Consider the following 6,507-nt stretch of genomic DNA (forward strand, 5'->3'; position numbering starts at 1 on the left):
CCCTCAGAACCCGACCTGATCACCGCCCTTCAGTGCCAGACGCGCACGCGCTTCGTCAGGCGTGGCGATGGTCAGGCCCAGGTTTTCAACTATGCTGCGGATGCGATGGACTTGCTGCGCGTTGGACGTGGCAAGCTCGCCCTTGCCGATGAACAAGCTGTCTTCCAGTCCGACACGCAGGTTGCCGCCTCGCATCGCGCTTTGGGTCGCGAAGGGCATCTGGTGTCGTCCTGCAGCGAGCACAGACCATTCAAAGTTGTCAGGCCCGAAGAGTTTGTTCGCGGTGTTGTGCATATGGGCGAGGTGATCTGGATCGGCGCCCACGCCGCCTAAAATGCCAAAGACCATCTGGATGAAGAAAGGTGGCTTGATGATCCCTTGATCCACGAACCATTTCACGTTGTAGAGATGGCCCAGATCGTAGCACTCGAATTCGAACTTCGTGCCATGATCCCCCCCCAATTTTTCAATCGCGTAGCGGATCGTCTTGAAGGTGTTGGGAAAGATGAAGTCTTCGGTCATTTCAAGGAAGGGACGTTCCCAATCGAACTGGAACTCCGTGTACTTTTGTAACATCGGGAATATGCCAAAGTTCATCGAGCCCATGTTCAGACTGGCCATCTCTGGACTGGCAGACGTGGCAGCCAACAACCGCTCGTCCATCGACATGCCGAGACCGCCTCCGGTGGAGACATTGATGACGGCATCGGTTGATTGCTTGATGACGGGCAAGAATTGACCGAACAGCTCGGGCCGCGGATCGGGCTTTCCTGTCTCTGGGTGACGCGCATGCAAATGGATGATTGAGGCGCCAGCTGCTGCTGCCTCAATGCTGGCCGTTGCGATCTCTGCAGGTGTGATCGGCAGATGGGGCGACATGGACGGCGTGTGAATTCCACCCGTTGGAGCGCACGTTATGATGACGGGCTTGGGCATCAGAGTTTCATCTGTTGAACTTGCGCAGAGAGCCCGCCATCAAGCACCCAAAGCTGACCCGAGGCATAGCGTGCCTCATCCGAGGCAAGCCAGTTCACTAGGTTGGCAATGTCTTCCGGCGTGCCATAGGTGCGCATCGGGTGGACGTCGCGTACAGCTTTCTGCAGCGTTTCAATACTGCCTCCGCCGCCACCCGAGCCATCGCCGTTAAAAAAGCTTTGCAGCATCGGCGTGTCGATATAGCCGGGGCAGATCGCATTGACGCGGATGCCTTCAGGCCCGTGATCGCAGGCCATCGCGCGCGTCAAAGCATGCACCGCGCCTTTGGTTGCACAATAGGCCGCCAGACCGGGGTCGGCGATAAAGCCGTCATAGGACCCGAAGTTGATCAGGCTCGCGCTGCTGCCCGACTTTGCGGCCTCGCGCATCAACGGCAGCGCGTATTTCGAGGTGAGGAACGTGCCCGTCGAATTCACGGCAAAACTCTGGTTCCATTCCTCAAGCGTTGTGTCTTCGACCGTTTTCTCGATCTCGATCCCTGCAGCATTGACCAAAATATCAAGCTTGCCATGCGCTTCGCGAACCTGGTCCATCGCGGCAATAGCGTCAGCTTCCTGGGTGACGTCGAGTTTCACGAAGACGCCATCGTCAACATGCGCGTCGAGCGATCCTTCGGGCGTGAGATCTGCTGCGTAAACAGTTGCCCCTTCCTTGACGAACCGCGCGACGATTGCTCGCCCAATCCCGCCGCGTGCGCCCGTGACCAGAGCAATCTTTCCTTCAAGTTTCATCCTACTTCGTCCTTCAAAGGGGGATAGCGGTAGCGCTTCGCGGCCACAGTCCAATCCATATGGTTACGGACATACTGCCGGCTGGCATCGCTCGGCGGGTTATAATCCCAAGGTGCACTCACCCCGGCCTCCATCGCGGCATGCAAGGCACGCCGCGACCTCTGGGTCGCGATGATCTGAGTGCGCAGCGCTGCGCCATCCCATCGCGCGGCGATCTCTTCGGCGAAGTCCGACGCTGCATCGGCATAGTCCGGAGCCGCAGCCACATTGCGCGTTTCCATAGGATCATTGCTCAGATCGTAGAGCTGCGGCGGATCGCTGTCGCAGTGAATGTATTTGAGCGGCCCTCTGCGGATCATAATGACCGGATATCCTGTCATCTCAGCGCAGTATTCGCCGATCGCTTCGTCAATTGGGTCGTCTTCCCCCCGCATCAGTGGGACAAGACTGCGCCCATCAATCGGCTCGCCCAACATCGACGCATCACCGCCCGCCAAATCAATAAACGTAGGCAACAGATCGACCAGAGATACGGCATTCTGGACTGTGCCAATGGCGACATCTGGACCTGCGACCACCAGAGGCACGCGGGCGGAGTGTTCAAAGAAGTTCATCTTGTACCACAGGCCTCGCTCGCCCAGCATATCGCCATGATCTGCGGTGACGATGACGACAGTATTGTCCAACTCGCCCGTTTCTTCGAGCGTTTGAATAAGCTCACCAATCTTGCTGTCAAAATAGCTGACATTGGCCAGGTAGGCGCGGCGCGCACGGCGCACTTCTTCGTCTGTTAGCGGCACATACGCCGCTTCGATTCCGTCCATCAAGCGCCGCGAAAACGGGTCCTGATCCTCAAGCGCAGGCAAAAAGGCTGGCATGTCGATGTCATCATCTGAATAGAGGTTCCACCATTCAGGCCGCGCCACATAGGGATCGTGCGGGTGGATGAAGCTGGCCACCATCGCAAATGGCGCCCTTTGGCCCTGTGCCCTGTCTCGCGCAGCATCAAAGAGCCAACGCTTGGCAGCGAAGGCGACTTCGTCGTCGTAGTCGATTTGAAAGGTCGCATGGGCCAAACCGCTTTCCTTCACGGTCTGCATGTTGTGATACCACTTGTCGATCCGTTCGTCCGGTGTTTCCCAGTCCGGCGTCCAGGCGAAATCCGCAGGGTAAATATCGGTGGTCACGCGGTCCTCGAAGCCGTGCATCTGATCGGGACCTACGAAATGCATCTTGCCGGAGAGACAGGTACGGTAGCCCAAGGTTTTCAGGTAATGAGCGAAGGTCGGCACCGACGCCTTGAATTCGGACGCATTGTCATACGCGGCAATCCGGCTGATGTATTGACCCGACATGAATGCATACCGTGACGGTGCGCAAAGCGGCGAATTGCAATACGCCGCGTCAAACCGCATGCCTCGCGCGGCAAGCGCATCCAGATGTGGTGTCTTGGCGGTTTTGTGCCCGTATGTTCCAGTGAAATGCGGAGCCAGTTGGTCCGCCATGATCACCAGGATATTGGGCCGCGTCACGTTGCACCTTTGGCATAGGCATCCAGAACAAGCCCGTGAAAATGGTGCACAGCATGCTCCGATTTCCCTGAACCGTCTGGATCGTGCACGATACGGCCTTGGGTAAACGCGGGCGTGTTCATGCCACGCTGAACGCTTTCGACCAAGTTGATGTCCTCCACTTGCAGGACCTCGTCGAGATAACGAATTGCATCCAGCTCCATCGCATCAGGCTCTGGCGTCTCCAGGAAAAAATCGTAGGTTTCCAACGTTCTGTCAGGGCCCACGGGAATGATATTCAGCACGATCATGCTGGAGCGCCCGGGGTAGCGCATCAGGCACGTCGTGGGATACAGCCACCAAACCGCGTGGGTCTTTACGGTTGCATTCGACACGTCATAAGCGCTGTTGGCGTTTTGACCTGCGTCTGCCATATGACTGGAATAAATGCCGTATGTGGTCACCTTATAAGTGTCCATGTCCACAAGGTCACAGAAATCCTTGTGCGCTGTGGGGCAATGGTAGCATTCAAGAAAGTTATCTACGACGTTCTTCCAATTGGAATTGATGTCGTAGGTCAAGCGGTGCCCAAAAGTCAGTTGTTCGACGTCCGGGGCCCAGTGACGGATCTCGGTTTCAAGATCGCCGGACTGTTCTGCCAAAGGCCGTGCAGCCCGATCAAGGTTCACGAACACAAATCCGCAGAACTCTTCGACAAGTACTTCATCCAGGCAAATCTCAGCCGGGTCGAAATCGACCAGGTTTTCCGTGTGCGGCGCGCGGGTCAATTGACCATCTAACTTGTAGACCCAAGCATGATAGGGACACATGATCCGCGTCGTGCTGCCCTCTCCAGACAAAAGCTCATGAGCGCGATGCTTGCAGACATTATAGAACGCTCTCAACGTGCCTTCTTTATCGCGCACAACCGCAATTGAATGGCCCGCGATACTGACGGTCACAAAGGCCCCCGGATCACGCGTTTTTTCGACGTGGCACACCCATTGCCAAGTCTTTGCAATGACAGCTTTGAGATCCGTATCGAACCATTTCGCGTCGGTATAAGCCTCGGCCTTAAGTGAAAATGAACGGGCCGGATCATCGTTGTAGCCAACAGAGATGGTAGCGTCATCTTTCATTTTGTCCTCCCATCGTTGGAGAGATAGTATGAATGTGGGTCAAGTTGGCTTAACTAAATTGGCCACCTCTTTAACATTTTCAGAAGCCTTCTTCTAATTGGATGCTTCACTTCAAAGGTTCCGTTTCAGCGACCGAAGCTACGAAACACAATGTGAAAATGTCTTTGTGTCAGCGCCGGGTTGTCGTCGTGGAAGGGCGTGGCGGATCGGAGGATCAGTCATGCAAACATCAAACTTACCGGCCATTCGCGCCCTTCGTCTAGCCTGGAGCAAAAGACGTATCCTTGGCCAGAAACGGCCACTGGAACCAAACCATGTCCGGCGATACGGGTGCGACTCGAATTGGCCGAGAACCTTCGCGACCTACCGCAGTTCAACTATCGCTTGGGCGCACCAAGATAGACAGCACTTTTCGGTATCTTGGTGTTGAGCTCGAGGATGCATTGGCAATTGCGGAAGTTATTGAGATTTAGCGGCCCAAAGCTGCCCTTCATCGATCAGTCGAGATGTTGCGAGCGCAGCGGGCAAACCTGCCATTGCCGGATTGGGAAGTAATGTCTGCTATCAATCACTCGATTTCTGCACCAAGCAGCCCCAACCGTCATATGATCCGCCAAGGCCCGCCGCCAGTTCTTTCAGTTCATACGTGATTGGATCAAACCTAGACGGCGAATCTACCCTTTGAATAAGAAGATCATAAGTCTTGCTAAAGATACCACTTGATTTGATTTCAACGGTGAAGCCTCTTCCTTCAGCAATCATTGAAAACTCCATCGCCTGATCGCGGTTCTTAAAGATAATCGTGTGGTCAATTGTGCGCGGAATGTCCAAATTGTCGCCATTTGCCTCAAGCTGAAGAAATACTGATCGGTTTGAAATCTCGTTCAATGCAATCGCATTTGGATACAAGTCCTCAAAATAGGTTTGCCAGTCGGTGTCCTCAAATTTGAATGTGGTCATTTCGTAGGCTGGAAAAGCTTGGCCAAAGACATCGGCAATTGAGATGAAATCAAATACTGGGGATGCATAAAAGTAAAATTTGCGCTTCCCGCCACCAGTTTGACGAGCGATGTACTTTAAGTCCCCAGTTTCACAACGTTCCATCAAATTCTCCATTTTGCTTACGGTTTGAAACTCTTAGTTTGTCGTCATTCCATGTTCGGGACTAGGGTGCTTCAACGTGATTTGTAAGCAGTGAAAAATGTTAAGTTTCGGCATTGGTGCAATAACAAACAATGAGAGATTGACCATTGTCGAATGCGGATTGCCCTCAATCTCGCAGGAGTAGAAATCCCAGCGGTCGGTCGATCTGTCTGGTGACATTGTCTCAGACGCTCCTTTCTAATGGCGTCGTTACAGTAAGTGTCAGAGAGGAACTTTCAACGATCTTGAGCCAATCCTGACGTCAGACAGGGCAAGCTGCTAACGCAGAAGCAGGCGCAGTGCAGGCAACCCGGACTTGCCTGCAATCCGAACGTGACAAAGCCGCGCGCAAACTGAATGGATTTCATAACGCGATTACAGAAGCCATTCGAACCCCAAGTCTTAAGGCCTGGCTTGAATATCTCGAAATGCAGATTGCAAATCTGGATGCAAAGCCCTCCGAACCTGCGCCCTCACCATTGCAACGAAACCCAAATCTGTCCGAACTCCATCGCTCCGAGGTCACAGATTTGTCGGATCCGTCGATCCGTACAAGAGCACCGGAGGCCATCCGCGGCCTGATCGAACCTGTCACGATCCAGCATGAGTTGGATAAAGTGCAAATCGGACTTGAAGGTGCCGTGTCGGCGATGATTGGGTTGGTGCAGAACAACAAAAGCCGCCTTTCGGCGGCTTGTTCGACCATGCTGGTCGCGGGCGTAGGATTTGAGCCTCTGACCTTCAGGTTATGAGCCTGACGAGGTGAAGACGTTAAGCAATTGATCCGGGGGATCAATTTTAGTCTGAACGGGCTGCTTTTGAGATATTCCGACGCTGGTTGCGGGAGTAGGATTTGAACCTACGACCTTCAGGTTATGAGCCTGACGAGCTACCGGGCTGCTCCATCCCGCGTCAGTGTCAGATTTGTTTACTCGTATTAGAGAGGTTTGGGCTTTTACTAGGTTTGGCGGTGACCTACTCTCCCGG

At 54.1% G+C, this 6,507-nt stretch carries 6 protein-coding genes, 1 tRNA gene and 1 pseudogene; 1 reads left to right on the top strand and 7 read right to left on the bottom strand.

Annotation, left to right across the window (positions count from 1 at the left end):
• Positions 1-3: 3 nt before the first annotated feature.
• From GOW40_RS20335 to GOW40_RS22275, 6 genes and pseudogenes are all read right to left on the bottom strand, one after another.
• Positions 4-936: a 3-keto-5-aminohexanoate cleavage protein gene (locus GOW40_RS20335; RefSeq protein WP_171133638.1), complete on the bottom strand. Its 933-nt coding sequence runs from the start codon at positions 934-936 to the stop codon at positions 4-6.
• Positions 936-1,727, bottom strand: a complete 792-nt coding sequence (locus GOW40_RS20340) for an SDR family NAD(P)-dependent oxidoreductase (RefSeq protein WP_171133637.1) — start codon at positions 1,725-1,727, stop codon at positions 936-938. Before GOW40_RS20340 ends, GOW40_RS20335 begins: the two co-directional genes overlap by 1 nt.
• A complete protein-coding gene (betC, locus tag GOW40_RS20345) occupies positions 1,724-3,259 on the bottom strand; it encodes a choline-sulfatase (RefSeq protein ID WP_171133636.1) in 1,536 nt (511 codons plus the stop codon). Before betC ends, GOW40_RS20340 begins: the two co-directional genes overlap by 4 nt.
• Positions 3,256-4,377, bottom strand: coding sequence for an SRPBCC family protein (locus GOW40_RS20350; protein ID WP_171133635.1), 1,122 nt, complete (start codon positions 4,375-4,377; stop codon positions 3,256-3,258). The genes betC and GOW40_RS20350 overlap by 4 nt, the downstream gene beginning before the upstream one ends.
• 564 nt (positions 4,378-4,941) lie before the next feature.
• Positions 4,942-5,286 carry a ribonuclease E inhibitor RraB gene (locus GOW40_RS20355; protein WP_256367883.1) on the bottom strand — a complete coding sequence of 115 codons (345 nt, stop codon included), beginning with the start codon at positions 5,284-5,286 and terminating at the stop codon, positions 4,942-4,944.
• Positions 5,287-5,292: 6 nt separating this feature from the next.
• Positions 5,293-5,700 (bottom strand): annotated as a pseudogene (locus GOW40_RS22275) (DUF695 domain-containing protein); the annotation flags it as partial.
• Between the two features lie 119 nt (positions 5,701-5,819).
• On the opposite strand from GOW40_RS22275, the gene GOW40_RS20365 reads away from it, so the two are divergent.
• The gene (locus GOW40_RS20365; protein ID WP_171133632.1) at positions 5,820-6,272 is read left to right on the top strand and encodes a hypothetical protein; all 453 of its coding nucleotides are present in this window, start codon (positions 5,820-5,822) and stop codon (positions 6,270-6,272) included.
• A gap of 83 nt (positions 6,273-6,355) precedes the next feature.
• On the opposite strand, the gene GOW40_RS20370 is transcribed toward GOW40_RS20365, so the two are convergent.
• Positions 6,356-6,432: transfer RNA gene (locus tag GOW40_RS20370), tRNA-Met, on the bottom strand.
• Positions 6,433-6,507: the final 75 nt, after the last annotated feature.

This window comes from Ruegeria sp. HKCCA6707, assembly GCF_013033515.1.
In the GTDB taxonomy this organism is placed as follows: domain Bacteria; phylum Pseudomonadota; class Alphaproteobacteria; order Rhodobacterales; family Rhodobacteraceae; genus Ruegeria.